The organism is Pseudoalteromonas sp. N1230-9 (assembly GCF_032716425.1).
GTDB lineage: Bacteria > Pseudomonadota > Gammaproteobacteria > Enterobacterales > Alteromonadaceae > Pseudoalteromonas.
In genome coordinates, this window is record NZ_CP090419.1 from 587501 (window position 1) to 613159 (window position 25659).

Annotated in this window: 25 protein-coding genes and 2 rRNA genes (1 of these 27 running past the window's edge); 11 read left to right on the top strand and 16 right to left on the bottom strand. The window is 41.3% G+C overall.

Going from position 1 to position 25659, the window contains the following annotated elements; all coding sequences use genetic code 11:
• Together LY624_RS02815 and rrf are read left to right on the top strand one after the other, a co-directional pair.
• Nucleotides 1-989: ribosomal RNA gene (locus tag LY624_RS02815) — 23S ribosomal RNA — on the top strand; it begins 1894 nt to the left of the window's first position.
• Nucleotides 990-1178: 189 nt separating this feature from the next.
• A 5S ribosomal RNA gene (rrf, locus tag LY624_RS02820) occupies nt 1179-1293 on the top strand.
• Between the two features lie 214 nt (nt 1294-1507).
• Here rrf and LY624_RS02825 read toward each other — a convergent pair.
• The 4 genes from LY624_RS02825 to gpmM all read right to left on the bottom strand — a co-directional run bounded on the left by LY624_RS02825 (nt 1508) and on the right by gpmM (nt 6289).
• Entirely contained in the window at nt 1508-2221 is a 714-nt protein-coding gene (locus tag LY624_RS02825; RefSeq protein ID WP_341804378.1) for a divergent polysaccharide deacetylase family protein, read from the bottom strand.
• 76 nt (nt 2222-2297) lie between these two features.
• Nucleotides 2298-3566, bottom strand: coding sequence for a S41 family peptidase (locus LY624_RS02830; RefSeq protein ID WP_341803838.1), 1269 nt, complete (start codon nt 3564-3566; stop codon nt 2298-2300).
• 35 nt (nt 3567-3601) lie between these two features.
• Nucleotides 3602-4741: a murein hydrolase activator EnvC family protein gene (locus LY624_RS02835; RefSeq protein WP_341803839.1), complete on the bottom strand. Its 1140-nt coding sequence runs from the start codon at nt 4739-4741 to the stop codon at nt 3602-3604.
• Between the two features lie 3 nt (nt 4742-4744).
• A complete protein-coding gene (gene gpmM, locus LY624_RS02840; RefSeq protein ID WP_341803840.1) occupies nt 4745-6289 on the bottom strand; it encodes a 2,3-bisphosphoglycerate-independent phosphoglycerate mutase in 1545 nt (514 codons plus the stop codon).
• Nucleotides 6290-6480: 191 nt separating this feature from the next.
• Here gpmM and LY624_RS02845 point away from each other — a divergent pair, with 191 nt between their 5' ends.
• Genes LY624_RS02845 through gpsA form a run of 4 tightly spaced genes read left to right on the top strand, consistent with a single transcriptional unit; the run spans nt 6481 to nt 8741 of the window.
• A complete protein-coding gene (locus LY624_RS02845; protein WP_062570054.1) occupies nt 6481-6912 on the top strand; it encodes a rhodanese-like domain-containing protein in 432 nt (143 codons plus the stop codon).
• Nucleotides 6913-6946: 34 nt separating this feature from the next.
• Nucleotides 6947-7204 carry a glutaredoxin 3 gene (gene grxC / locus LY624_RS02850; protein WP_062570055.1) on the top strand — a complete coding sequence of 86 codons (258 nt, stop codon included), beginning with the start codon at nt 6947-6949 and terminating at the stop codon, nt 7202-7204.
• 37 nt (nt 7205-7241) lie between these two features.
• Nucleotides 7242-7730 (top strand): protein-export chaperone SecB, encoded by a 489-nt coding sequence (secB, locus tag LY624_RS02855; RefSeq protein ID WP_062570056.1) that lies wholly within the window; start codon nt 7242-7244, stop codon nt 7728-7730.
• Between the two features lie 3 nt (nt 7731-7733).
• Nucleotides 7734-8741: an NAD(P)H-dependent glycerol-3-phosphate dehydrogenase gene (gene gpsA / locus LY624_RS02860; protein WP_062570057.1), complete on the top strand. Its 1008-nt coding sequence runs from the start codon at nt 7734-7736 to the stop codon at nt 8739-8741.
• Nucleotides 8742-8798: 57 nt separating this feature from the next.
• Here gpsA and LY624_RS02865 read toward each other — a convergent pair whose 3' ends face one another.
• Nucleotides 8799-10493, bottom strand: a complete 1695-nt coding sequence (locus LY624_RS02865) for a putative bifunctional diguanylate cyclase/phosphodiesterase (RefSeq protein ID WP_341803841.1) — start codon at nt 10491-10493, stop codon at nt 8799-8801.
• Nucleotides 10494-10771: 278 nt separating this feature from the next.
• A complete protein-coding gene (trmL, locus tag LY624_RS02870) occupies nt 10772-11236 on the bottom strand; it encodes a tRNA (uridine(34)/cytosine(34)/5-carboxymethylaminomethyluridine(34)-2'-O)-methyltransferase TrmL (protein ID WP_130150706.1) in 465 nt (154 codons plus the stop codon).
• Between the two features lie 102 nt (nt 11237-11338).
• On the opposite strand from trmL, the gene LY624_RS02875 reads away from it, so the two are divergent.
• Entirely contained in the window at nt 11339-12247 is a 909-nt protein-coding gene (locus LY624_RS02875) for a cation diffusion facilitator family transporter (RefSeq protein ID WP_341803842.1), read from the top strand.
• Here the strand turns inward: LY624_RS02875 and LY624_RS02880 are convergent.
• The 3 genes from LY624_RS02880 to LY624_RS02890 are packed head-to-tail and all read right to left on the bottom strand — an operon-like array spanning nt 12226 to nt 15243.
• Nucleotides 12226-13167, bottom strand: coding sequence for an alpha/beta fold hydrolase (locus LY624_RS02880; protein WP_341803843.1), 942 nt, complete (start codon nt 13165-13167; stop codon nt 12226-12228). The genes LY624_RS02875 and LY624_RS02880 overlap by 22 nt on opposite strands.
• A gap of 2 nt (nt 13168-13169) precedes the next feature.
• A complete protein-coding gene (locus LY624_RS02885) occupies nt 13170-14552 on the bottom strand; it encodes an ATP-binding protein (RefSeq protein WP_130150709.1) in 1383 nt (460 codons plus the stop codon).
• Between the two features lies 1 nt (nt 14553).
• Nucleotides 14554-15243, bottom strand: a complete 690-nt coding sequence (locus LY624_RS02890) for a response regulator transcription factor (protein ID WP_062570060.1) — start codon at nt 15241-15243, stop codon at nt 14554-14556.
• Between the two features lie 171 nt (nt 15244-15414).
• Here LY624_RS02890 and LY624_RS02895 point away from each other — a divergent pair, with 171 nt between their 5' ends.
• A complete protein-coding gene (locus tag LY624_RS02895; protein WP_341803844.1) occupies nt 15415-15945 on the top strand; it encodes a Spy/CpxP family protein refolding chaperone in 531 nt (176 codons plus the stop codon).
• A 52-nt stretch (nt 15946-15997) separates the two neighbouring features.
• Here LY624_RS02895 and yacG read toward each other — a convergent pair whose 3' ends face one another.
• From yacG to nadC, 7 genes are all read right to left on the bottom strand, one after another.
• Nucleotides 15998-16231 carry a DNA gyrase inhibitor YacG gene (gene yacG / locus LY624_RS02900; RefSeq protein ID WP_341803845.1) on the bottom strand — a complete coding sequence of 78 codons (234 nt, stop codon included), beginning with the start codon at nt 16229-16231 and terminating at the stop codon, nt 15998-16000.
• 73 nt (nt 16232-16304) lie between these two features.
• Nucleotides 16305-17981 carry a type IV-A pilus assembly ATPase PilB gene (pilB, locus tag LY624_RS02905; protein WP_341803846.1) on the bottom strand — a complete coding sequence of 559 codons (1677 nt, stop codon included), beginning with the start codon at nt 17979-17981 and terminating at the stop codon, nt 16305-16307.
• 174 nt (nt 17982-18155) lie between these two features.
• Nucleotides 18156-18761 (bottom strand): dephospho-CoA kinase, encoded by a 606-nt coding sequence (gene coaE, locus LY624_RS02910; protein ID WP_341803847.1) that lies wholly within the window; start codon nt 18759-18761, stop codon nt 18156-18158.
• A gap of 2 nt (nt 18762-18763) precedes the next feature.
• On the bottom strand, nt 18764-19660 hold the full coding sequence (locus LY624_RS02915; protein ID WP_341803848.1) for a prepilin peptidase: 897 nt from the start codon (nt 19658-19660) through the stop codon (nt 18764-18766).
• A gap of 293 nt (nt 19661-19953) precedes the next feature.
• Nucleotides 19954-21180 (bottom strand): type II secretion system F family protein, encoded by a 1227-nt coding sequence (locus tag LY624_RS02920; protein ID WP_130150715.1) that lies wholly within the window; start codon nt 21178-21180, stop codon nt 19954-19956.
• 61 nt (nt 21181-21241) lie between these two features.
• Nucleotides 21242-21652: a pilin gene (locus tag LY624_RS02925; protein WP_130150716.1), complete on the bottom strand. Its 411-nt coding sequence runs from the start codon at nt 21650-21652 to the stop codon at nt 21242-21244.
• 493 nt (nt 21653-22145) lie between these two features.
• The gene (nadC, locus tag LY624_RS02930) at nt 22146-22994 is read right to left on the bottom strand and encodes a carboxylating nicotinate-nucleotide diphosphorylase (RefSeq protein ID WP_341803849.1); all 849 of its coding nucleotides are present in this window, start codon (nt 22992-22994) and stop codon (nt 22146-22148) included.
• 151 nt (nt 22995-23145) lie between these two features.
• On the opposite strand from nadC, the gene ampD reads away from it, so the two are divergent.
• The 3 genes from ampD (at nt 23146) to pdhR (ending at nt 25658) form a co-directional block, all read left to right on the top strand.
• On the top strand, nt 23146-23688 hold the full coding sequence (gene ampD, locus LY624_RS02935; protein ID WP_130150718.1) for a 1,6-anhydro-N-acetylmuramyl-L-alanine amidase AmpD: 543 nt from the start codon (nt 23146-23148) through the stop codon (nt 23686-23688).
• A gap of 17 nt (nt 23689-23705) precedes the next feature.
• Complete coding sequence (ampE, locus tag LY624_RS02940) at nt 23706-24557, top strand: beta-lactamase regulator AmpE (RefSeq protein ID WP_130150719.1); 852 nt, start codon at nt 23706-23708, stop codon at nt 24555-24557.
• 351 nt (nt 24558-24908) lie between these two features.
• On the top strand, nt 24909-25658 hold the full coding sequence (gene pdhR / locus LY624_RS02945; protein ID WP_062570071.1) for a pyruvate dehydrogenase complex transcriptional repressor PdhR: 750 nt from the start codon (nt 24909-24911) through the stop codon (nt 25656-25658).
• Nucleotide 25659: the final 1 nt, after the last annotated feature.

Below are 25659 nucleotides of genomic sequence, written 5' to 3' on the forward strand. Positions count from 1 at the left end.
ATAACGGTCCTAAGGTAGCGAAATTCCTTGTCGGGTAAGTTCCGACCTGCACGAATGGTGTAACCATGGCCACGCTGTCTCCACCCGAGACTCAGTGAAATTGAAATCGCAGTGAAGATGCTGTGTACCCGCGGCTAGACGGAAAGACCCCGTGAACCTTTACTACAGCTTGGCACTGAACATTGACCCTACATGTGTAGGATAGGTGGGAGGCTTTGAAGCAGAGACGCTAGTCTTTGTGGAGCCGTCCTTGAAATACCACCCTTGTAGTGTTGATGTTCTAACGTTGGTCCCTGATCGGGATTACGGACAGTGCCTGGTGGGTAGTTTGACTGGGGCGGTCTCCTCCCAAAGAGTAACGGAGGAGCACGAAGGTTGGCTAAGTACGGTCGGACATCGTACGGTTAGTGTAATGGTAGAAGCCAGCTTAACTGCGAGACAGACACGTCGAGCAGGTACGAAAGTAGGTCATAGTGATCCGGTGGTTCTGAATGGAAGGGCCATCGCTCAACGGATAAAAGGTACTCCGGGGATAACAGGCTGATACCGCCCAAGAGTTCATATCGACGGCGGTGTTTGGCACCTCGATGTCGGCTCATCACATCCTGGGGCTGAAGTCGGTCCCAAGGGTATGGCTGTTCGCCATTTAAAGTGGTACGCGAGCTGGGTTTAGAACGTCGTGAGACAGTTCGGTCCCTATCTGCCGTGGGCGTTTGAGAATTGAGAGGGGTTGCTCCTAGTACGAGAGGACCGGAGTGAACGAACCGCTGGTGTTCGGGTTGTCATGCCAATGGCACTGCCCGGTAGCTACGTTCGGAACTGATAAGCGCTGAAAGCATCTAAGCGCGAAGCAGGCCTCGAGATGAGTTCTCACTAGACTTTTAAAGTCTCTGAAGGGCCGTTGAAGACTACAACGTTGATAGGCAGGATGTGGAAGTGGTGTGAGCCATTAAGCTAACCTGTACTAATTACCCGTGAGGCTTAACCATACAACGCCAAACGCGTTTTGTGACAGCGTAACAGACAGAAGTTAAAAAACTAAAGTAGACATTTACTTAAAATCAGCATTCCGAATTTTAGTAGGGTGAACCGCAACGCTTAATGCGAAATCAGTTCACCTTGCGCAAAGGACTCGTAAGCGCTACGCGCTTTATCGAGAATCCTTTCCACGTATTTTGCTTGGTGACAATAGCGTTTTGGACCCACCTGACCCCATGCCGAACTCAGTAGTGAAACGAAACAGCGCCGATGATAGTGTGGCATTTGCCATGTGAAAGTAGGACATCGCCAGGCTCCTAATTAAAGAAACCCGTTGCAGCAATGCAACGGGTTTTTTGTGTTTGTCGTCGCGCTTTTATATCGCGCTCTATGAGCGAACAGACAACCCATAACGCGGGATAAACCCGCTGCTACGCGATAAGGTCACCCCAACACGTTTGTAGTCGCGATTTTACATCGTGGCTAACGTAGCAGTATTAAATTCGCTCACTACAGCAGGAGCAGGCCACTATTCACTTTGTTTCTGCTCTGCTTTGGCAAGCTGAATATATTTGGTTTCAACTAGTTGAGATAAGGGAACAAGTTGATAACCTTGTTTTTCTAGCTCAGGTAAGGCTTCTTGTAAGAAAGCAACGGTTTCTGGGTAAGGGTGGGCTATCGCTATCGCATAGTTAAAGTGTTCGGCTTTAACTTTTAGTTCTTCAAGCTGCTGTGTCAATTGCTGTGTAGTCACTACATTATCAAGAAATACATGCCTTGAGACATTCGCTACACCGTAAAAGTTAGCTGCATTTTGTGCTTCGCTTTGACTTGTTGTTCGGCTATCTAAAAAGTACAAACCACGTTTTTTTAAAACTTCCATGGTCCATTTCATGGGCTCTGTTAACTGTGTTAGCTCTGATCCCATGTGATTATTTACACCTTTCACCTGTGGAAGCGATGCAAGCGCGTGCCCAAGTGTGGCTTGTAATTCTGACTTGCTCATCGATTCTGTAAGAGCGCCTGGTCCAAGTGCTTTGCTGTTATCGAGAGCCTGCATAGGAATGTGTAGTAAAAGTTCTTTATTTATTTTACTGGCGCGTTCAGCAAACGTTTGAGCATAGGGGGTATGGGGCAAGATTGAGAAAGTGACCTGCCCCGGTAAGTTTAAAATATCAAGATCGCGTTGGTGGTAGCCTATATCATCAATGACGATAGCAATTTGTTTTGCTGAGCAAAACATTGGCAAACATACTGCGAGTAGTAACCCTTTTAATAACTTCACTTGTTGTAATTATTTTTTCCATGTAGGCACTCACTTACTGCACGATTAAGAGTTGCTGGGCAGTGAGTTGTTTTTTATCTTGTCTATCAAGTAGTGAGCTGAATAAAGCTAACTCTTGGATGTTTTTTATTATAGCGTCTTGGTTAATTTCTGAAAGTATTGTTTGATTTATACTCACATCAGGTGTGACTCCCTTTCCTTCTATTGATTGACCCGTCGGGGTGTAATAGCGAGCTGTCGTCAATTTTAGTGCTGTGTTGCCATTACCTAGAGGGATGAGTGATTGTACAGAGCCTTTACCGTAAGTTGTCTCGCCGATTAGTGTTGCTCGTTCATTATCTCTAAGGGCCGCTGCTAATATTTCCGCTGCAGAGGCTGAGTTTTCGTTTATCAATACCGCAATGGGGGCGCCATTTAGGATATCGCCATCATGAGCTTGATAATGTTGATTTGCTTCATTAAATCGACCTTTGGTTGAGACGATAACTCCGGTATCCAAGAATAGGTCGGATACTTCAATTGCACCTTGCAATGTGCCACCAGGATTATCACGCAAGTCGATAATTAGCCCTGATAGTGGAAATCCATTATTTATCTGCATTTTTGCTATTTCACGCGCAACATCGTGCAAGGTATGGTTGTTGAATGTATTGATACTTAACAGGGCTACACCTGTGTCTGCAAGGTAGCCATGCACGCTTTCTAAGTTGATTTGTTGGCGTTTGATAGAAAAATTGAGCGGGGTATCTTGTTCACGTAAAACTGAAACATCTACCGCTGATTGACCACTTTGTTGAATAAGCTTTGCTATTTCACTCATACTTTTATTAGCGATAGGCTGTTGATTTATAGCAATCACTTTATCGTTTTCTTTTAATCCTGCTAGTGCAGCGGGGGAGTTGCTAATAGTATTAACAACAACGACATGCCCTTGTTCTATTTTTACTTCTATGCCAATACCTGTGTAGCGGCCGCTCGTACTGCTGAAAATGGCGTCTAGTTCTGTTTCATCTAAGTATTTTGAGTAGGGGTCTAAGCGCTCAAATAAGGCTTCTATTTGTTGGTTATCGGGTTGAGTAATAAAGGTATTCTGTAACTTGAGGTCATCCACATAATAGGTATGTATATTAAATAGAATTTCATTTAACTGCTGTGTATGAAGCGCTTTAAGTGATGGTTTAGCATTGACCAAAGACGGTTGCAGTAATATATATACGAAGGCTATAAGCAATAGAAACGACAGCCAAGTGTATAGCTTGGCTGAAGGAGAGTATAATTTAAATGGGTAAGTAGTGTTTAGCATCAGCTGCTCCTCATAGGGTGCAGCTATTTAATCAATTAAATACGTCTGCACCATTTTACAGGATTTACTGCGCGTCCTTTATGGCGTATTTCAAAGTATAGACCAGGATCTGATTGTCCGCCGCTTTGGCCAACTAAGGCTATAATTTCGCCTTCTCTGACAAGATCGCCCACATCACGAAGTAAAGTTTGGGCGTGGCCGTATAAGCTCATAAAACCATCGCCATGATCAATAGCAATCACCCAGCCAAAGCCATTTAACCAGTCTGCATACACAACTTGACCATTTTGCACGCTTTTGACATCACTACCTTCTCTAGCGCCAATGAGAACGCCTTTCCAGTCAATATTACCGTGCTTACGCTGTCCAAAGCTGTAACGAATTTTTCCCTTTGTTGGCCAGTCAAGTTTACCTTTACTGCTTTGCAAGCCAAGTAGCTCAACCTTTTTTGAGCGTTCTCTTTCTAACTCTTCTATGGCGGTGATAAGCGTTTGTTCATTTTCTTTTAGGTAATCGATTGAGCTTTTTGTTTCTTTTAGGGCTGATTGTAATTTGTTGAGGTTGCTCTTACGGTCTTGTTGCGCGCTGACAAGTGCTTGTTGTCGCGCCTTTTGCTCGTTATGCAATTCAACAAGACGTAACTTGGTTTGCTCAAGTTCTGCTTGGTTATCCGCAATTTTGATTTGTAACGCCTTAAGCTCTTCAAGCTGCGCTATTCGTGCTTTATTTAAGTAGTTATAGTAACTGAGTGTGCGCTCAATTTTTGCGGTGTCTTGCTGGCTTAAGAGCATTTTTGAATAATCATGGCCACCAGACATATAAGCACTTTTTAGTTGGGCTGCTAGCACAGCTTGACGTTCAGCTTGCTCTTGCTTTAATTGTTTGGCTTTATCTTGAAGTTTAGCTTGTTGTTGCTCGTTCTCTTTAACTGACTGTGCAGCGAGATTCAGCGCTTTTGCATTTTTAGCTATTTCTAACTCGTGGCTACGAAGTGCACTACGCATGTCAGAAATAGACTTCCTTTGTCCTTTAAGGTCAGCTTGCGATTTTTGCAAAGCTGATTGAATTTCGGATAGGTCTTTTTTGGTTTGATCTTCATTAGCAGCAATTCCTGTTGCTGCTAACGAAGCCAGTATTAAACCAGTTTTTAGGAAGTGGTTAATACGCTTTTTCATTGTTTATTTCAGCGTCATAATTGGTTTGCCAGTCATTTCGCTTGGCTGCTCAAGACCCATTAAGTGAAGCATTGTTGGAGCAACGTCACTCAGTGTTTTACCATCGTGAGGTGTCGCGTCACGGCCTACGTAAATAAAGGGCACAGGTTCACTGGTATGGGCTGTATGTGCTTGACCCGTTGCAGGATTGGCCATTTGCTCAGCATTACCGTGGTCAGCTGTGATTAACGCTTCACCACCGTGCTCTTCAAGTGCAGAAATTACACGGCCTATACAGTGATCAACAGCTTCACATGCTTTGACAGCCGCTTCGAATACGCCTGAGTGTCCAACCATATCGCCGTTAGGGTAGTTGCAGATAATGGCATCGTATTTACCGCTGGCAATTGCTTCAACAAGTTTGTCGGTTAGCATTTCTGAGTTCATTTCAGGTTGCAGATCGTAAGTAGCCACTTGTGGTGATGGAATTAGTTCACGAGTCTCGCCAACAAATTCATCTTCACGGCCGCCACTAAAGAAAAAGGTGACGTGTGCATATTTTTCTGTTTCAGAGATGCGCAGTTGCGTTTTACCTTGTTTCTCGAACCATTCACCTAATACGTTTGTTAAAGGCTCAGGTGCAAATGCAACAGGGGCTTTAATATCGGCAGCGTACTCTGTCATCATTACAAAACCACTAAGAACAGGGGCTTTCTTTTTTTCAAAACCATTGAAGTCAGCGTCAACAAACGCGCGGGTCATTTCACGAGCGCGATCAGCTCTGAAGTTGGCAAAAATAATTGTGTCACCATCGTTAATTTCTACTGCTGATTGGCCTTCAGGCACAATCGTTGTAGCCGCGACAAATTCATCATTTTCATCACGCTCGTAGGCAGCTTCGAGTGCGCTAACACCGTCGCTAAAACTGTGACCAGCAATACCACTCACCATAACATCATAAGCTGCTTCGACACGATTCCAGCGGTTGTCTCTATCCATTGCATAGTAACGACCCACTAATGTTGCTAAGCGACCACAGTTAAGCTTTGCAAATAGTGCTTCAATTCGCTCAATAGAGGCTTTAGCACTGCGTGGTGGCGTATCACGACCATCCAGGAAAGCATGGAAGTATACTTCTTTGGCACCGCGCTCAGCTGCAAGCTCGATAGTAGCAACGATATGATCTTCATGGCTATGAACGCCACCTGGGCTTAAAAGTCCCATGATATGAACAGCTTTACCTGCATTGACTGCTTTATCGATGTTTTCAACAAGAGCAGGGTTGTGAGCGAACTCACCATCTTCAATCGCTTTAGTGATACGCGTAAAATCTTGGTAGACAATGCGGCCAGCACCCAAGTTAACATGACCTACTTCTGAGTTACCCATTTGCCCTTGTGGTAAACCAACATCAAGGCCAGACCCTGAAATGAGTGTATGAGGGCGCGTTGCCCAAAGTTCATCGAGTACAGGGGTATTAGCAGCAAGTATTGCATTACTTTCAGTGTCTTCACGGTATCCCCAACCGTCTAAGATCATTAATACCAATGGTTTTTTATGCTCTGTCATTATCGCTCCTGAAGATTGGCACTTATATACCATTAGCATACCGTGTTTTATGGTTTTGATCAGCTATCAATATGTCATATTAAAATATTTCACGCTCTAGTATTTTCGATTCAAGCACGTATACTTGCGTGGCATATTTTAATAACCCCATGGTAAGTCGCCGTGGTCGTAGATATCTTAGTGGAAAACGCATGGATCAATACATTGAATTTGTCGGTAATCATCCGATATTGAGCATTATCTGGCTTGCATTGGTGGCAATGCTTATCAGTAGCTGGTTTAAAAGTAAATTTTCAGCAATTCGTCAAATTAATCCACAACAAGTGACTTTGTTGATTAACCGTGAAGATGGCCAAGTTGTTGATATTAGAGCTCAAAAAGAATTTAACTCGGGTCATATCGCCGGTGCAACACACCTTAGCTCAGAAAAGGCAAAACAATCTGATTTTTCAAGCCTTGAAAAGTTCAAGAGTAAACCCATTATACTAGTATGTACCACGGGCATGACCGCCTCAGGTATCGCAACTGCAATGCATAAAGCAGGATTTGAACGTGTATATGTATTATCGGGTGGTATGGGTGCTTGGCAATCGGCCAGTTTACCAACGACAACCGGTCGCTAATAGCATCACGTAGCAGCCCAATAGAGGATTTATTATGAGTAATGTTGTTCTTTACACCAAGGCGTACTGCCCTTTTTGCCAACGCGCATTAGCTTTACTAGACAGTAAAGGTGTAAGTTATACGAACATTGATATTGGTGAGCATCCTGAACGTCGTGACGAAATGATCGACAAAGCCAATGGTGGCTATACAGTGCCGCAAATTTTTATTAATGATGAACATATTGGCGGTTGCGATGACATGATGGCGATAGAAGCACAAGGTCTATTAGACGCTAAGCTGAACGCTTAAAATTTATTATAAAAACGAATACAAGTTAGGAATTACAATGAACGAAGAAAACCAGAACGCAGCAGCAGAACAACAAGCAGGTGCTCAATTCACAATTCAACGTATCTATACAAAAGATGTTTCTTTTGAGACACCAAACTCACCAGCTATTTTTCAAAAAGAATGGACGCCTGAAGTTAAGTTAGATCTTGATACTCGTTCAAATAAGTTAGAAGAAGGTGTTTTTGAGGTTGTTCTTGCTCTGACTGTTACTGCATCAATCGGTGAAGAAACAGCTTTCTTATGTGAGATCCAACAAGCGGGTATTTTCACTATTGGTGAAGTTGAAGAAGTTCAATTAGCACATATGCTAGGCGCATTTTGCCCTAACGTATTGTTCCCGTATGCACGTGAAGCAGTTTCAAACTTAGTTAACCGTGGTACTTTCCCACAACTTAACTTAGCGCCTGTTAATTTTGATGCATTGTTTGCTCAGTACATGCAACAACGTGCAGCTCAAGAGCAACAGGCTCAAGCAGACGCATAAGCAATGACTACAGCACAATCAGCTGTTACAGTTTTAGGGGCGGGGTCGTATGGCACCGCCCTTGCTATTTGCTTTGCCAGAAATGGTCACCCAGTGACTTTGTGGGGGCGAAATAGCGATGACGTTGCCACGCTTGCAGCTGAGCGAAAGAATCAACGTTATCTTCCTGATGTGGATTTTCCACAAACCCTTTCACTTGAATCTGATCTCGAAACGGCGGTTAAGGCCAGCAAGATTATTCTTGTGGTTGTGCCAAGCCATGCGTTTGCTACAACACTACAGCAGATAAAGCCATGGTTGCAAGAAGGTGCCCAAGTAGCTTGGGCTACTAAAGGACTGGAGCCAAATACAGGACGCTTATTGCAAGAAGTTGCGATGCAGGAATTAGGCGATGATATGCCGCTTGCTGTGTTGTCTGGGCCTACTTTTGCTAAAGAGATGGCGATGGGGTTACCTACTGCAATTTCTGTGTCATCGACATCCAGTGACTTTGCAAAGCAACTTGCCGAATTATTGCATTGTGGGCGCTCTTTTAGGGTGTATAACAATGACGATTTTATTGGTATTCAGCTCGGTGGTGCGGTTAAAAATGTCATTGCGATTGGTGCCGGTATGTCGGATGGCTTTGGTTTTGGTGCCAATGCTAGAACAGCCCTGATCACTCGTGGCCTTGCGGAGTTATGTCGATTAGGCTGTGCTTTGGGGGCTCGCTCAGATACCTTTATGGGGATGGCAGGGCTAGGAGACTTAATTCTAACCTGTACAGATAATCAGTCGCGAAATCGACGCTTTGGCTTAGCACTTGGCAAAGGCGAAGGGGTAGAAGCTGCTATAGAATCAATTGGTCAAGTGGTTGAAGGTTATCGAAATACTAAAGAAGTGTATTTGTTAGCTGAGCGTACTGGTATTGAAATGCCAATCACTGAGCAAATTTACAAAGTGTTGTACGAAAACAAAAATGTAAAAGAAGCAGCAATGGCGCTACTTGGACGTGAACAAAAATCTGAGTAGACCATAAATAGCAACTATAGACATTAAAAAGCGCGATTTTATATCGCGCTTTTGTTTTTAAGTTAATTGCTTAGCCAATTTATTTTTGATGAACTCATTGACCTGCTCGACCTTGAGTGGCTTACTGTAGTAGTAACCTTGCTGACAGTGACACCCCATTATGTGCAGCATATACGCCTGCTCTTGTGTTTCAATTCCTTCTGCAACAACGTTAATGTTCAAATACTTTGCAAGGCGGACAATCGTCGCTGTGATATTTCTGTCTTGTTCATTATTAGCAATATCTCTGACAAATGACTTATCAATTTTCAACGTATCGATAGGAAAACGCTTTAAATAGCTTAACGATGAATGTCCCGTGCCAAAATCATCTAGCGCTATTTGTACACCCAGCGATTTAATACGCTTCATTTGCTGCTCTGCAAATTGTGGGTTTTCCATCATGGCACTTTCGGTTATTTCTAGCTCTAAGCATGATGCTGGTACATCAAACTTCGCTAAGTTATCAACTAATGTATCGATTAGATTACTTTGCTGAAAGTGTAAGGCAGAAATATTAATCGCGACCTTTCCAAAAGCAAGGTTTTGATGTCGCCAAGCTGCGAGTTGTTTTAGTAACTGCGCGAGTAGTAGTTGGGTAAGGGGGATAATCGCGCCATTTTGTTCCGCTAAAGGAATAAATTCATCAGGGTTAATTAAACTTCCATCTTCTTGGGGCCAACGAACTAAGGCTTCAAAACCATACAAACGGTTGTGATGAGCATCATACTTAGGCTGGAAATAAAGTTCGAACTCATTGTTAGTAATAGCCTTGAATAACGCACTTTCTTTTGTGAGCTCTGTTGGGTCGAGGGTATGGCGTTCTTTATCAAAAAACTGATATGTATTTCGGCCTATTTTTTTTGCATGATTTAAGGCGCTGTTAGCGCTGCGCATTAGGTTTTCGCAGTTATACGCATTCTCAGGGTAGATTGCGATTCCACAACAAGCGGAGAGAGATGTTTCGAAACCATCGAGCATAAAAGGTGTTTTAAATTGTCGAAGTACTAAATCAGCGGTTTTTTTGGCAAAGAAAATGGTTTTATCGGAGTATAGGTAGGGAGGGACTAAAATTGCAAACTCATCAGCGCCTAATCTAGCAATAGTAAAACCTGAGTTAAGTGTATTCGTTAGTCTACAAGCGACTTCTTTTAAAAGCATGTCACCTACTGTATGACCAAGAGAATCGTTAATTTTTTTAAAGTTGTCCAGATCTATAAATAAAATGAGGAGGCTTGGGTATTTGTCATTGCAGGCGTTGATTGCTTTATCTAACGATTCTATAAAAATAGTGCGGTTTGATAACCCTGTAACCGTGTCTTTTGTGGTAAGCCTAAGCATTGTTCGCTCATGGTTTTTACGTGCAGTAACATCTGAAAATAAACCTACATAGCGAACAAACTGCCTTGGAAATTTAGGTGTTGCTACTTTGGTAATACACAAATCAAGTGCATATGGTTGACCATCTTTGCGTAAGTTCCAAATTTCACCTGACCAATAACCATCCTGCACTAACTCTTGTTGGATCATTTGTTCGAGTTGCCGATCGCGGCCATCTTTAGTGAGGGCTTTAAACTCCTTGCCCATGACATCTTCTTTACGATAACCCGAAATTTCACAAAATGTATTATTGACCTCAATTATTTTGAAGTGCTCATCACTGACCCAAATCGCATCTTTCGACTGTGATAAAAGCGCATCAATTAACATCATTTTTTGACTTTTTTGATTATAAATAACGGCTATAAAAAGCCCAATGATGGCCAATAGGATAAGGAAGAGTAAAATGGGGATACTGTTAGGTACGTTTGATGCGATTGATGATGCAACGCTAACAGAATGTTGCATCATTAAAGTTATGCTGAATAAAACAGTAAAAAAGCGCATCTAGACTCGTCTTTAGGAACAGGCTTAACTTATTTAGATTAGTTCATAAAAAAGGGTCGTGCTAAAAAATTAATGAAATTTTATTAGATACGCTTTTCAATAACTTATTGACCATTCACAAACCCCAGCTGACGCCAAGACTCATAGACAAATACAGCCACAGAATTAGATAAATTCATGCTTCGACTGTCTTTTTGCATTGGAATACGTACTCGTTGTTCTTTAGGCAAAGATTGAATTAGTTCATCAGGTAAGCCCCGAGTTTCAGGACCGAATACTAAACAATCACCAGGTTGGTATTGAGCTTGGTGATGAAACTGACTGCCTTTTGTTGTGCAAGCATAAACTTTGTTAGGCTGGCACTTCTCAAGATAAGCTTCGAAAGAAGCATGACGTTGCACATGACTAAATTCATGATAATCAAGCCCTGCGCGTTTTACACGTTTATCATCCCATTCAAACCCAAGAGGTTCAATAAGGTGTAAAGCGTAGCCTGTATTTGCACATAAGCGAATGATATTACCTGTATTAGGTGGGATCTCAGGTTGGTACAACACAATATCAAGCATTTGAATCTCATTTTTAAACAATATGATCTGCAGCTGAGTATACACGAACTAGAATAAAAAGATGATATACTCAAGATTGATAATATCTAAAGGTAAGTTGTTGTGAAACATCGTAGTTATGAGTTTTGGGTAAGAACCGCCAGTCTTGTTACGATTATGATGGTGAGTTTGATGATTGCTGCAAAGAGCTGGGCGTGGCTAGCCTCTGGCTCTGCGTCTATGTTGGGCTCGTTAACCGATTCATTGATGGATATCACAGCATCCCTAATGAGCTTTTTGGTACTTGGTTATGCGCTGCGTCCTGCTGATGATGATCATCGTTTTGGTCATGGCAAGGCAGAGGCTCTTGCGGGGCTGGCACAAGCTGCTTTTATTGCCGGCTCAGGCTGCTTCTTAGCATTTCATGGTATAGAGAGGCTGATCAACCCTGTTACGCTAAAGCACTCAAGTTTAGGTATTTGGGTGAGCCTATTTGCGATAGTGTGTACCCTGATTGTGGTATTTGTGCAAACCAAGGTGATTAATCACACTGAGTCAATCGCTATTAAGGCAGATTCAATTCACTACAAGGGCGATTTAATTCTTAATCTCGCGGTATTAATCGCGATAGTGTTAGCTAAGTATGGCATGACCTATGCCGATCCCCTTTTTGCCATTGGTGTGGCTGTTTACTTACTTTATAACAGCTGGGATATTGCCCGTGACAGTGCCGACCACTTAATGGATAAAGAACTACCTGATGAAGAAAAAGCGGAAATTCTGAGTATTGTAAATAGCCATAAAGAGGTGTTTGGCGCGCATGATATTCGTACACGCCAAGGGGGGAAAATTAAATTTATTCAGATGCACTTAGAGCTTGAAGACAATTTACCCCTTATTCGCGCACACCAAGTCGCAGATGAAGTGGAGGCGATGATAAAGGCTTATTTCGACTGTGAAATGGACATATTAATGCACTTAGATCCGCTTTCTGTTGTTAAAAAGCCACCTTACAGTGAATCACAAAACTGATAAAAGTCAGTGAGCACAGCGTGTCTTATCTCATCTCGCTCGAATAACAACTCATGGCGTGCATGTGGGTAGCTTTTTAAGTGTGCTTTTTTTTGCCTATGTGTGAGCGCAAATTGTGCGGCGTTATCAACAACGGTATCTTGCTCTGCACTGGCAATGAAAAGAGGGATCGACACTTTTCTGTCTACTAATGTGGTAATGAAATCAAAAGAAGCGTTTAGCCAGCCATAGGTCACACCACCTAATTGTAAATCAGGCTCTGCTAAATAAAGCTCTCTGAACTGCTTATACCTCACTTCACTGCTTGTGAGCTCATTTACGGTAAAGTCGACGGGTAAATAATTGTTTTGTCCAAACGCATAACTGCGGCCAAGGCCAATTAAAGAGGCTATTTTCGCGGCAAGTTTAGCAAGAGGTTTTGGGGTGCCTTTGGTATAAATATCAAACATAGGCGCTGATAAAAATGCCCCTGAAAATGTATGTTGATAACGGGACAAAAAGTCATAAGCAATCGCACAGCCCATAGAATGGCCAAGTAAAACCTGTTTGCCTTGCCAGTGTGTTTGTACCACTTTGTCGTTAAATGTAGCAAAGTCGTCAGCGTAATCACTAAAACGGTTTACATAGCCTTTATGTGTGTTTTTTAAAAGGCGGTAAGAGCGTCCTTGGCCTTGATGGTCAACGATAAAGACGGCATAACCATTTTGGTATAACTCCCACAAAAGCTCTTTATATTTAAACAATGACTCGATACGACCACTGCTAATTATAATTGCTGTCGTTGCTTGCTGTGGAATTGCAAATCCATAGTATAAAGTACCATGACGGGTCGTTAAAAAGTCTTGTTGTAACTGCTCTGAAAAAAACGTGTTTATTTTGGTTGTGTTATTAGCAAGGTTGGCTTCATCACTATAAAACATACTTAGCTCTTTATTGGCAGGCGAATTTTAACGCAAAGCCCGCCTTGTTCTTGGTTTTCGAGTATTAGCGTACCATCATGGGCTGAAATTGCATTTTTGGCAATCGCAAGCCCTAAACCTGTACCTCCTGTATTTCTATCCCTAGCATGCTCTTGACGAAAAAAAGGTTCGCATAATCTTTCAAGGTTGGCTTCATCAACCCCTTTACCGTCGTCACAAATAGTAATGTAAATCGCATCAGATTCAGACAGTATTAGATGAATGTGTTGAGTGGCATATTTAATTGCATTACGGAGCACATTCTCAAGCGCACTGGCGATGAGTGTTTCATCACAAGGCACTTCTTTTTCAATTTTTCCCTCAACGCTGAGGTGCTTATTGCACTGGTTTGCCTCAAAGCGAACATCATTTAAAACATGATCAATAATAACCTGTATCGACTGTGTACTTAGCGATAAAGTCTGACTTTTTGCTTCAAGGCGAGATACCTGTAAAACATCTGCAATCATTTTATCAAGCTGATTCGCCTCTTTTTCAATACGCTCTAAATAGGCTTGTTGTGCATCTTCTGCTTGCATCTGTGCAAGGCCTGTTGCCATTTTAAGACGCGTTAGCGGAGAACGTAACTCATGAGAAATATCTGCAAGTAAACGTTTTTGCGCACTAATTAATTGCTCAAGCTGTGTTGCCATTGTATTAAAGTCGCGCCCTAATACGCCCAACTCATCTTGTCGTGAATTAGAGATATCAGCACGTGCCGTTAAGTCGCCATGCGCAAGCTTATTGGCAGTTTCTTTAAGGCTGTTGATAGGGGCTATCAGATTGCGGCTAAAGAAAAAACTCAACATAAGTGAGGCGATTACCGCAATAATAATTTTTAACCATGTTGGCATAAGCCAAAGACCAACAAAGAAGGGCTTTTTACGTTTTTCATCTATTTCATAAAGGAAAAATGTTCCCTCTGGCACATCGATTTTTACAGGCCCATAAGCTTGGTATTCATCGGTAAAGATAATTTGTGGTGACATACGCTTGGTAAAGTTTAATAAACTTAAGTCTATGTCCTTAGAAATAGGCTCACTGAGCATCTCTACACCATGCACTTCACCATTTAAATACAATAACTTGTGTTTCGATAGGCGGGGATGTGAAATGACATCTTGTGTTGATTTGCCATGTTTAGCCACAATACGCTCAATACTTTTTGCCGTATATTGCAAGTTTTTAAGCATGGGGCCGCGAAGCTCATCATTACCCACGTTGCTGGTTAATTTACTTAAAAATACCAAGGTGGTAATTGTGGCGATAACCGTTACCCAAAACCAAGCAAAAATCTTTAAAAATAAATAATGACGTGGTTTTTTAAACCAATCAGGTGTCTTCATATTACTCGCCTTGAATCAGCACATAGCCGCTACCACGCATTGTTTTAATACGCTCATTATTTACATGCTCAGCAATTTTTTTGCGAATATTGCTGACGTGCATGTCGATTGAGCGATCAAAGGGAGCAAGGCGTCTGCCGAGCACTTGTTCGCTTATTTGCTCTTTACTTATGACTTCTCCTGCATGCTGAACTAACATGGCCAAAATCTCGTACTCAGTGCCTGTCAGGCTCAATGTGTTTTCATTCACAGAGGCTTCGCGAGTCGCAAGGTTAATATGAATGCTATTTACACTCAGGGAGCTTGTTTGCTGCTGCGATAAGCTATTAATATGTTCAATACGACGAGTTATCGCTTTTACGCGAGCTAGTAATTCTCTGTGATTAAAGGGTTTAGGGATGTAGTCATCAGCACCTAGCTCTAAGCCAAAAATACGGTCGAAGTCTTCGCCTTTAGCGGTCAGCATTATAACAGGCGTGAGCTTTTTCTGACGAAGTTGTTTTAACACTTCAAAGCCGTCCATAGATGGGAGCATGACATCAAGTAAAATAAGTTCGTAATTGTGATTAAGAGCGTGCGCTAAGCCTTCAGCACCATCATGAAAACAATCTACTGCAAACCCTTGTGCGGTTAAGTACTCGCTGAGTAGTTCGCACAACCCTGTATCGTCGTCGATCATTAATAGTTTCATTCTGACACCTGTTTATTCGTTTCTATAAGGTTATTCTACTTAGTAAATTGTGTAAAAGTGAATCTTTACATAACCTTTACACTGGTTTGCGTTCCTTTGCATTGAACTTTGTATAGTTAACTCATCAGCTCAAAACAAGCATTGAGCACAACCCAACAAAAGGTAATGATTATGACTATTTCAAATAAGCTTTCTAAATTCGTATTTGTTTGTGGTTTAGCAGCAGCCAGTGTTGCTGCAACTCCTGTTATGGCAAAAGGGGATATGCATCGTGGCATGAACCCACACGCGCGTTTTTTATTATCTGAGCGTGGTATCGATAAATTACAACTGACTGAAGACCAGCAAACGCAGCTAAAAGCTATTTTTGCTGAGCAAAAAACGCAATTTAAAGCACTACATGGTGATAAAGAAACCATGAAAGCTAATCGTGCAGCTTACAAAGAAAAGATGGATGTGCTTCTTGCAACCCAAGCGTTTGATGAAAATGCAGCAATGGAATTGATTAAAGCGCGTGAAGAAAAAACACAACAAGCTGCTTTGATTAAACTAAAATCAGAGCATGCTATTTGGCAAGTTCTTAATGCTGAGCAGCGTGAAAGCTATAAAGAAATTAAAAAGCATATGCGTAAAAAAGGCTACAAGAAAGGTCAACATCGTCCACGTGGTGAGCGCAAAGATAAACGTTCAGACAGTAAATAATTAAAAAATGCGGCTTAAATGCCGCATTTTTTACATTTTGAGCTTAAAAACTCTATTCTTTAAAAAACGAGTCGTCATTTTTAGCAAGCATGGCTTCGATATCTTCAATCATATCTTGGTTTAGCTCGTTGGCATTGCTAATAGGGCTCGAGATTTTATTATTCTCAAACGACCATTCACCTAGGTCGATGAGCTGGCAGCGTTTTGAACAAAAAGGGCGGTGCGGACTTTGTTCTGACCATACGACTTTTGCTTTACATGTTGGGCAGTTTACAACTGTTGGCATGGTTTTCTTCTCAATTAAGCTTATGCATTTTAGGTGATCTTACTAAAGCTCAGCGTGAGAATCGAGTCACGAGTTAAAAACTCGTCACACGATTTACTTCAGCCAGTGAGGTAACACCATCTGCTGCTTTTTTTAATCCCGACAGTCTTAAGTTATTAAAGCCAGATTTAAGTGCCACCTCTGCAATTTCAAGCGAGTTGCCACCACGCATAATAATTTGTGCTATTTCAGGTGTGATCTGCATAACTTCATAGATACCAACACGGCCTTTATAGCCTTCGGTACAACTGTCGCACCCTTTAGGTGCAAATAATTGAATTTCACTTAATGTTTCTTTATCAAAGCCTTGGCGAATAAGCTCTTCATCGGGGAGCTTTTCTGGGGTTTTACATTTAGGGCATAAGCGACGCGCTAGACGCTGTGCAATGATAAGACTAATTGAGCTTGCTACGTTATACGCAGGTACACCCATATTTAATAAACGGGTTAAGGTTTCTGGTGCCGAGTTAGTATGCAGAGTAGATAAAACCAAGTGGCCTGTTTGCGCTGCTTTGATTGAGATTTCAGCAGTTTCAAGGTCACGGATCTCACCGACCATAACTACATCGGGATCTTGTCGTAAGAAGGCTTTCAAGGCATTGGCAAAGGTCATATCTGCTTTTGGATTGATTTGCACTTGGTTAATGCCTTCAAGATTGATCTCAACGGGATCTTCGGCGGTACTGATATTGCGCTCAGGCTGGTTCAGAATATTTAAACCAGTATAAAGCGATACGGTTTTACCAGACCCCGTTGGGCCGGTGACCAATATCATACCTTGAGGTTGCTCAAGGGCGTCCATGTAGAGTTTTTTCTGCTCTGGTTCATAACCGAGTACATCAATACCGAGCATGGCACTTGATGAGTCGAGAATACGCATAACGATTTTCTCGCCCCAAAGAGTTGGTAAGGTACTGACACGAAAATCAATACTCTTTCGCTCTGTTATTTTTAGTTTAATGCGACCATCTTGAGGTTTACGCTTTTCTGCAATATCTAAGCGAGACATTACTTTGATACGTGCTGATAAACGGCTCGCTAAGCTATTCGGCGGACTGGCCATTTCATGTAAGATGCCATCAATACGAAAGCGCACTCGATAGCGGTGTTCATAAGGTTCAAAGTGTAAATCGGATGCACCTTTCTTAATGGCATCCATCAATATTTTATTGATGTAGACGATGATAGGGGCATCGTCTTTGTCTTCATCACTGCCTGAAATATCTTTAGGCTTTTCAGTTTCAAGATCGCCCAGTTCTTTAAATTCGTCTTCGCTTAAGTGCAAACTACCCGTTGCATCCAGCAGTTGTTCTATTTTATTTTCTAACTGGTTGTAATCAACCACCACCACTTCACATGATAACCCTGTGCTAAATTCAAAGTTTTCAAATGCACCGTAGTCAGTAGGGTCAGAGGCTGCAATATAAAGTTTACGGCCCTTTTTAATGAGCGGTAGAATGTGATGCTCGCGAATTAGCTTTTCTTTTATCAGCTCTTCACTGATAAGCGAGACATCAAAGTCTTTAATATCGAAATAAGGAACACGAAAAAGATCGGTGCACTGCTCCGCAAGCTCATGGCCATCAATCTGGCAGCTTTTAGAAATAAGCTCAGCCGTAGAGTTATATTCACGCTGCTTGAGTTTTACTGTTTCTGCGTCAATACGGCCAAGAGTAATAAATTTTCTAAGTAACGGTGAGTTAATATTCATTGCGCACCTTGGTTGATCCTTTCTTTGTCACAATTTATCAGAAAAAAGAAGGGTGTAACATAAGTCTTGTCTATTTCGGCAAAATAGCCAAATAAATTCACTATAAAGTCAGTTGTTTATAAGTTGTGCTAGTTATTTATTCTTAACTTTGATTGAGGTTAAAACCACGCCATGTTAACTCATTGCACTTAACTGCAAATAGCCTTGGTGCAGTGCTTTAACATCATTGGCAACCTCGGTTAATGGGCGATTATTATCTAAAATGTCGTTTGCTTTTTGTTGCTTATTTTCGCGCGACATTTGCGATGCGATAATTTGCTTAGCTTGTTCGATTGATACTTTATCGCGGGCCGTTGTTCTGGCTATTTGCACATCAACTGGCACATCTATTAATAAAGTATGTGAGCAATACTGTTCAAGACCATTTTCAAATAACAAAGGAGCAACGAGTATCACATAATCGCTGGTGGCCTGCGCTAATTGCGTAAGCATCGACTCCCTTATTAGTGGGTGCATTAAAGCATTTAACCACTGTTTCTCGGCTTCATTTTCGAAAATAATCGCACGAAGTTTTGCTCTATCTAGTGTACCTTCTGAGGTTAAAATGTCTTCACTAAAATGGGCTGTTATCTGCTTTAACCCTTGTGAACCTGGTAGCACGACTTCTCTGGCAACAATATCTGCATCAACCACCGTGATTGATAGATCTTCGAACATCGCACTAATTGCACTTTTACCTGAGCCGATACCGCCAGTTAACCCTAATACCCAATTTGCCATAGTTAGTGACCCAAATAGCTAAAGTAGTAAGCTTGTATTTGTTCACCCCACAGTAAAGTAACCCAGCCAGCAATCGCAAGGTAAGGGCCAAATGGAATCGGGGTCGTTTTATCTTTACCTTGCAGAATAATTTGAGCAATACCAATGATTGCGCCCACCACACTTGAAAGCAGCACAATGGTTAAGATTGATTGCCAACCTAGTAAACCACCAAATACGGCTAAAAGCTTAAAGTCACCATATCCCATACCTTCTTTACCGGTTGCTAACTTAAATAACCAATAAACACTCCATAAACTTAAGTAACCAACGGCTGCGCCAATAATGGCGTCAGAAGGGGCAATAGTGATATCCATTACTGCTGCAATGAGAGTAAGCCATACCAGTGGAAGAGTGAGTTGGTCGGGTAGCAACATATGATCGATATCGATAAATGTTAAAGCAATAAGCACCCAAGTAATGAAAATATAAAGTAAGGCAAGTTCTGTTGCACCAAAGAGTGATGCCACCACCAGGCTTAACCCTGCAGTGAGCATTTCTATAATTGGGTAGCGAACAGAAATTGCTGTTTTACAACTGCCACAGCGACCTTTAAGTAACAACCAACTAATAACAGGAATATTTTGCCATACCTTAATAGGTGCTTTGCATTTTGGGCATGTCGAATTTGGTTTAATTAAATTAAACGGTGTCTGCTCTGTGGTATTTTGAGATGGTAATTCATCAGCTAATAAAACACGGCATTCCGATTGCCATTCTCGTTTCATCATTAGTGGCAACCTATAAATTACCACATTTAAAAAACTGCCAATACACAGGCTAACCAGCCCAACAGTTAAAAAATAAAACCACGGTTGGCTTTGCATTACAGTGGCAATATCAAGAAAGAAATTTTGCATTAAACTACCTAAAACTTTTTGTGCATCACAAGCGCAATAAATTGTCGCGGGGCAAACCCGCTGCCACAAGGGCGTAGTCGCGATTTTATATCGCGCTTATATTACCAGTACCAATGTGCTTTATAAATTGTCGCGGGATAAACCCGTTGCTACAAGGGCGTAGTCGCGATTTTATATCGCGTTTAAATTGCTGCGGCCAGTGTGCTTTATAAATTGTCGCGGGATAAACCCGCTGCTACATGGGCGTAGTCGCGATTTTATATCGCGTTTAATTAACCACACCCGAATTGTAACTAGATAACAGAACCTAATTGGAAAATTGGTAAATACATAGCCACAATTAAACCGCCAACAAGTACACCTAATACAGCCATTATTAAAGGCTCAAGTAAACTTGAAAGGCCATCGACCGCATCGTCAACTTCTTGCTCGTAAATAGTCGCGACTTTGGCAAGCATCCCATCTAATGAGCCTGACTCTTCGCCAATGGCGACCATTTGTACGACCATGTCAGGGAATATTTTAGAGTTACGCATGGCCCAGTTCATTTGATTACCTGAGCTCACCTCGGCTTTAATCTCTAAAATAGCGTAGCGATATACAGCATTGCCCGAGGCGCCTGCCGCTGAGTCTAAGGCATCAACCAATGGCACACCAGCTGCAAAGGTGGTTGAGAGTGTCCGTGCGTAGCGCGCAACCGCTGCCTTATTTAAAATCATACCAATAACAGGGAGCTTTAATACCGCTCTGTCGTTGGCGTCTCTTAGTTTTTTACTTTTTAAAAGTGCTTCTTTATAGGCATATCCAAAAGCAACTAGCGCAATAAGCATCATCCACCAATATTCTTGCATAAACTCTGAAATACCGATTACCATCAAGGTGAAAGCAGGAAGCTCTGCGCCAAAGCCGTTAAAAATGTCTTGGAATTGCGGCACTACAAAAATAAGTAAAATAGAGGTCACAATTAAAGCCACCACCAACACCGCAATAGGGTAAAACATGGCTTTTTTAATTTTTGATTTTAGCGCTTCCGCTTTTTCTTTATAAAGCGCAACACGGTCAAATATTTTATCAAGGGCACCGGATTGCTCACCCGATGCAACTAAATCGCAATATAAATCATCAAAATAGCGGGGGTGTTTGCGAAGGGCTTTAGACAGGGGGATGCCGGCTTTAACTTCGTCACCTATACCTTCCATAAGCTTGGCAACACTTTTGTTTTTAGCACCAGAACCAATCATTTCGATAGATTGTATTAAGGGGACGCCAGCCATTAACATGGTGGCTATTTGTCTGGTAATAAGAGCAATGTCTTTGGCGGTAATTTTTTGGACACGAGAGCTGAATAAAGATTTTTGTTTACGTTTTACTTTAGAGGGGGTTATGCCTTGCTTTCTAAGTTGTGCTTTGACTAAAGCAACACTTTGTCCCGATAATTCTCCTTGTAATTTTTTACCTCTTGAATTTACTCCTTCCCATTCAAATGTGTCTAGGTTTTTATCTTCAGTTTTTCTTTTCATGATTCACTTTAATTAGGGAGGAGTAATAGGCTGATTTAACAGCCTATTACTATCAAGAAAATTAACAGTATAAACCGTTAGCACAAGTCTCTGTCCAACTAGTGATTTGATCACCAGCATTTGTAGCACCAACAGGTGTTAGAGTGTAAGTATCAGTAGCAAGGATACCATTAGTCGCATTAGGCGTTACTAAGATAACTCCATCAGTTACCGATACTGAAGCTACAACGTTAGTAGATGTAGTGGCAGGAATACCATTAACACCTGTATCACAATCCGCTATTGGGTTTGTTAGGATGCAAGTTTGTACCCCTGCTTTGTAAGGGGCTGTTGCGAGAATAACTTCAGAGAAGTAAGCCTTCTTTGTATAATTTTGATAAGCAGGCAGTGCTACTGCAGCCAAAATACCGATGATTGCTACTACAATCATTAATTCAATTAGGGTGAAACCCTGTTGCTTTTGTTGTGTCATTTGTTCCTCTCCTAAAGGATATGATGTGTTGTAAGTTTAGCTGTTGGTTCAGCATTGTAAAATTAATGCTTAATCTACAGAATAAATCTTACAGTTTTACTTAAAATTTCAATCAAACAGTCTGTTTGTAAACAAACTATCCTAAATTTTTGCTTATTCAGCGTATGTAAATTTACTTTAGCATTTATAAATGTTTTTGGAAGCTGTTTTCCCGCTAGCTAGCTGGTTTTTCAGAACTTTCCTACTTTAGTTTGAGACGGATCACGTTTTAAGCGAATCCCTGTAATAACGTGTAAATAAAATTGTTTCGATATAACTTGTTGAGTTAATTGCAATCTTTACTTTAGTACAGAGTGAGTTGGCTTATACAGTCTCAAAGTTCTAATTAAATATATATTTTTTGTTACCAGCTCAGGCTTTTTGCGTATTTAATGCTTTTTTTATTACCGTGTCAACGAATTAGGTAAAGATTAAATACGCAAATAAAGAAGAATTAGGCGTTAAAACGCATTGATAAGTCGATTGATTGTAAATTTTTTGTAAGTGCGCCGCTTGATATAAAATCAACCCCTGCTTGTGAGTAGGTTTTCAGTGTTTCAAGGGTCATATTGCCAGACACTTCTAACTTGGCACGCTTGTCAGTTATTACCACTGCTTGTTGAATTTGCTCAACGCTAAAGTTATCAAGCATAATGATATCAGCGCCAGCATCAATGGCTTGCTCAAGCTCATTTAAAGATTCAACTTCAACCTCAACAGGTTTGCTTGGGTGATTCAATTTAGCTTGAGCAACCGCTTTATCAATGCCGCCGCAAGCCGCAATATGGTTTTCTTTAATAAGGAATGCGTCGAACAATCCAATTCGATGATTGGCGCCGCCACCGCATTTTACTGCATATTTTTGTAGTGCGCGTAAGCTTGGAATGGTTTTGCGGGTATCCAATAGTTGAGTTGTGGTGCCTGCAAGTTCTTTTACATAATGTGCTGTGGTTGTGGCTGTGCCTGAGAGTGTTTGCACAAAATTAAGTGCTGTGCGCTCAGCTGTTAAAATCGCACGGGCAGAACCACTGGCTGTAAATAAGGTGCTGTTGGCTGCAACGGTGTCGCCATCGTTGACTAACACATCCACCTTTACAGATTCATCGACCTGTTTAAACACTTCTAAAATGATGTCTTTACCACAAAACACGCAGTCTTCGCGAGTAATCACTTTGGCATTGGCTTGTTCATTTTCTGGAATAAGCTGTGCGGTGATATCACCGTCATTTGCTGATTGGTAATTAAGGTCTTCATCTAGCGCAAGTTTAACTAACTGGCTAATTAAAGAGTGGGGAACAGACATGTCAAAGCTCATTGTGTAGTAAGAAGTTAGCAAAATTTTACTATGTTTAACTCTTGATTAGAAGATATAGGCTCGCTTGTTTTTGGCAACTAGACCCAAGGTTGTTAAGCCATTACACTGTTTAACTTTCTTGTCATGGTTAGTTTTTAATATGTATATAGATGACCTAGGTCGATTAAACACGGTATTACAGCGCCCATCTAGTCATTGTGATGAACGCCCACACGGTGAAGTCTCGTTGCTTGTTATACATAATATTTCATTGCCAGCAGGGCAGTTTTTAACCCCTTATGTTGACGATTTATTTATGGGCTGTATTGATTGCAATGCCCATGAAACGTTTAGTGATTTACAGGGGCTTAGGGTCTCGGCCCATTGTTTTATTCGTCGTACAGGTGAGGTTATTCAATATGTGCCTTTTGAAAAGCGAGCTTGGCATGCAGGTCTTTCAATGTTTGAAGGACGAGAGCAGTGTAACGATTTTAGCGTGGGGATTGAGCTTGAAGGAACAGATAAAACCCCCTATACCCAAGCACAATATAATGCATTACAATCACTAACAAAGGCGTTAATTTATAAGTATCCAGTTATTACACGCTCACGCATTGTTGGGCATTGCGATATTGCTCCTGGTCGCAAGACGGATCCTGGCGAGAGCTTCGATTGGCAATATTATTTTGATTTAGTGTTTTAAAGGAAATAGGTAACAAGATGATCTTAATTTCAATCATTATTGCGCTAGTCATAGAGCGTTTGGGCGCGCGTGCTGATTATTGGCAAATTAGTCATTATGCAAATAGTTACCTAACGCTTTCAAATAAGCAGCTGTCGAAGAAGGGGTTATTTTACTCTCCAATTGGCTTTTTAATTTGGCTGATGTTACCAGTACTTGCAATTGCCATTGTTTTTCAGTTATCTGATTCAATTATTTGGCAATTAGCGATTAATGTTGTGGTGTTGTTGGTGTGTTTTGGCTGTGCTAAACAGCGGGCACTTTATAAGTCGTACTTAAATGCATTAACACGCAATGACCTTGAAGCGGCAAGTTTATATGCACTACAAATCGGGCAAAAGAAGCTTGAAGATGAGCCGCAAGGCGAAACCTTCGGCCAAACATTAGCATGGCTTAACTTTCGGTTTTATTGCGCAGTGATATTTTGGTTTGTCATTTTAGGTGTGCCTGGTGCTGTGTTGTACGCATTAGTGCGTACTTATGCTGATAAAGTGCGGGATGACCATCGTGTAATTTATGCAAAGCGTTTCAAACTTATTCACACATTACTATTTTGGCTTGATTGGTTACCTGCACGTGTTGCGAGCTTTGGTTACTTAGTAATTGGTAACTTTAATAAAGGAACCAGTTGTTGGCTTAAGTATGTTTTAGATTTTTCAGTAAGCAACCGCAAAGTAGTGACGCAAACAGCCCTTGCAGCCGAACAAATTGAGCAACAACATTTTGGTTGTACTTACGAAGCAACTTGTATGATGAAATTAGTAAAACGAAACGTCTTGTTCTTTTTAGTGATCATCGCCGCATTGACCTTGTTTGGTGGCTTAGCGTAGTCGCGATTTTATATCGCGTATGATTTTATAATTTGTTTCGAGGTGTCGCGGGGTAAACTCGCTGCTACAAGCTGGTTTATTTCGTATTTTTGCAATTCACCATCTGGTCTGACCATTTCTTTTTTATTTATTTTTCCTTCCGAAATAGTCACTTTATTCCATACTGTTTAATCTTTAGGCTAATTAAGTTAGGGTGTAACTAGTCGCTAAGGGTGTGAAATTGACAGAAATACGGCTTTTTGATACCGTATGCACCAAATTTGGTATGACCAATTTACCTTTTGGTCAAGGCGCAAGGCTAAACACCCTGTATTTAGTGGGCTTAGCATTAAACAATGCGGACGTTGATAAATGTCTTTAAAAATTAAAGCTGCAAAATTATCTGATGTAATTTTACAACAACTTGAGAATATGATTCTTGAGGGGTCGTTAGCACCAGGCGAAAAGTTGCCTCCTGAGCGTGAGTTAGCGAAACAGTTTGAAGTGTCGCGTCCCTCTTTGCGTGAAGCGATTCAAAAGCTAGAAGCGAAAGGTTTGGTAACGCGCCGTCAGGGTGGCGGGACATTTGTAAAAAATCAGCTTGAAGAAGGGCTTACTGATCCACTCTTTGATTTGATTAGTAAACATCCCGAGTCACAATTTGATTTACTTGAATTTCGTCATGCACTAGAGGGGATTGCTGCTTATTATGCTGCGATGCGCGGCACGACGAATGATTTCAAAAAAGTAAAACAGAGTTTTGACAATATTGCGCTTGTGAATGATGACATTGTACAAAAAGCGAAAGCAATTAATGCTTTTCATTTTAGTGTCGCTGAAGCATCACACAATGTTGTATTACTGCATTTAGTACGTGGTATGCAGGCATTGCTTGAACAAAATGTATTACAGAATTTAACTGTATTGTTAAAAAAACCACATATTAGTCAAAAGCTTGCTGAGCACAGACAGTTTTTGATGGATGCGGTTATAGAAGGAAACCCAGAGCAAGCACGTCTTGCTAGTAATGCTCACTTAGCCTTTATCGAAGAAGCCTTACTTGAGGCTGGCAAAGAGCATTCGCGGATTGAACGTAGTTTAAGACGCACCAAACAACATTAAG